Source organism: Catenibacterium sp. (assembly GCF_052354645.1).
Taxonomy (GTDB): Bacteria; Bacillota_I; Bacilli_A; order Erysipelotrichales; family Coprobacillaceae; genus Catenibacterium; species Catenibacterium mitsuoka_A.
The window spans coordinates 1-2120 of the sequence record NZ_DAWDDM010000320.1; the positions used below are offsets into that span (position 1 = coordinate 1).

The 2120-nt window shown below is 35.9% G+C and carries 3 protein-coding genes; all 3 read right to left on the reverse strand.

The annotated features are described in order from the left end of the window. Positions 1 to 158 precede the first annotated feature (158 nt). On the reverse strand, positions 159 to 728 hold the full coding sequence (rfbC, locus tag ACT8VG_RS10545; RefSeq protein WP_444195845.1) for a dTDP-4-dehydrorhamnose 3,5-epimerase: 570 nt from the start codon (positions 726 to 728) through the stop codon (positions 159 to 161). Positions 729 to 749: 21 nt separating this feature from the next. Further along, positions 750 to 1880 carry an ATP-binding protein gene (locus ACT8VG_RS10550; protein ID WP_444195846.1) on the reverse strand — a complete coding sequence of 377 codons (1131 nt, stop codon included), beginning with the start codon at positions 1878 to 1880 and terminating at the stop codon, positions 750 to 752. Between the two features lie 4 nt (positions 1881 to 1884). After that, positions 1885 to 2120 (reverse strand): hypothetical protein (locus ACT8VG_RS10555; protein ID WP_444195847.1); only part of this gene is annotated, 236 nt, incomplete at its 5' end.

The following is a 2120-nucleotide window of genomic DNA, read 5'->3' on the forward strand; positions in this document are numbered from 1 at the left end:
CAACTGAGAGCAGAAATCCTTGAGTTCATTACTAGGCGAATTGTCACTTATATAAATTGGTGCAATACCATTCTTGCGCATAGAATCTATACACTTCTTTAATTCATCGTGATCTGTCTTATAGGTCACAATAGATGCAGTTATTATCATAGCGTAAATTAGAAAGTAAATGGTGAATCAAATTCTTTTAGCAAAGGATGTTTTGTATCCTTATCACTGAGATTAGCATGTTCTGTTGGAATCATCCAATCTATACCGAGAGATTCATCCAATATAGAGATACCTCCATCAGTTTCAGGATGATAGAAGTTATCACACTTATACTGGAATACCGCAGTCTCTGATAGTACGGCGAAACCATGAGCAAAGCCCTTAGGAATAAAGAACTGGCGATGATTATCCTCTGTCAGTTCCACAGCCACATGCTTACCATATGTAGGTGACCCCTTTCGGATATCCACGGCAACATCCAGCACTCTACCCTTTACGCATCTCACCAACTTGCTCTGGGTAAACGGAGGTCTCTGGAAATGCAAGCCTCTCATCACACCATACGAGCTCATGCTCTCGTTGTCCTGGCAGAACTCTACATGATAACCAACTAAAGGTTCAACCTTCTCTTTAAACTCACGCTCGCTAAAGCTCTCAAAGAAATAGCCACGAGCATCACGGAAGAGGCGTGGTTCAATAATAAGCACGCCCTCTATATTTGTCTTAATTACGTTCATTATTTTTAAATTTATTATTCGTTATCTAACTGTATATGGAATATTATAAGATTTTAGGAGTTCTTCATATTGATATTCAGAACCATTAGGAATAGATGCAGATTCTATTCTGTTTCCTACAGTTGTTAGAAGACTATTTAAATATTCCATTGATCCACTAATCGGTCCATAGCTTTTCAATAAAAGTTTTATTTTCCTACCCGATTTTTTTATACGTTGAATATCTTGAATAGCAGACACTTTAGCTTCCCTTCTCGTATTAATACAATCAGAGCTACAGGGAAATTCTATTTCCAAAGGTCTGATTTCTTTCTTTAAAAAATCATTTTTAAAATCAAGTATCGTTACATTTAAACCATTCTTATAGCAATAACTCACTTGGCAATCATCACCACATAGCTCTTTAAACTCTAAGATTGTAAAGTGACCGCCCCGTCCTTTATTCTGTAATTCCTTAAAAGGATCAAAGCTCTTGCCATTATCAGAAATAGATAGTATATGTCCCTCTAACAATTGAATTTTTACCTCGGAGGCATTTCCATGTATAAACGCATTATCGTAAAATTCAAGTATGAGACAAGAGAGATACAACATAGTAGATTCTGACATAAACTCTTTGACACATGGTCTAGTCATAAATGCCATAAGTTTATCTCCACTATCCAAAGGACTTAAATGCAGCTCTATATTATTATAAACATCTACCCCATCTTTGTACGTTGCTTCGAAAATCTCTGGTCTGTATTGAATTTCATCAGATATATCATCCCAACTCCACACGCTTATCGGAAAGCCAAACTTATTTTCAGAAGATAACATTCTACACTTTTCCTGTATTTTGGTATCACGAGCTGCTGTAGTCGCAATAATGAAACTTTCTAATTTAGGAGTAAATAATTGAGCTTTACTCGATTCTGTCTCTATTTCCTCTATTTTAAGTTCTTTAGCTAACTGTCTATCTTTCTCCTTGCATTGAACACCATGATAACCACTAGCATATGAAGGCTTTCCATAGATATCTACCCCATGTTGTGCTTGTCCTCTTCTACCATGCTTCTGAGTGTTAGGGTCCCCCCAAATTGAGCGCCAGAGTTTATGGCATAAATCTTCAAAGTCATTCCAATTTGCTGGTGGATTTAATTGCTGTTTCATATCTTTATTTTTTTCGTTTATTTTTCTTTTTGCTTTTTTGATAACCTTTCAACGCAAGCAAGTGAGAAGGAAGTTTTTCTAGCAAATAATAACAATCAGTGCTTTTATTCACTATATTCTCAAATTCTTCTGGTGAAAGTTTTGATTTGAGTCCTATCTTATAAGTACCTTTCAAAGACATATTAACATCCAAATGATATAGAGGATGCAAAGCACCGTTGCTACTGCGAGGATCATAAT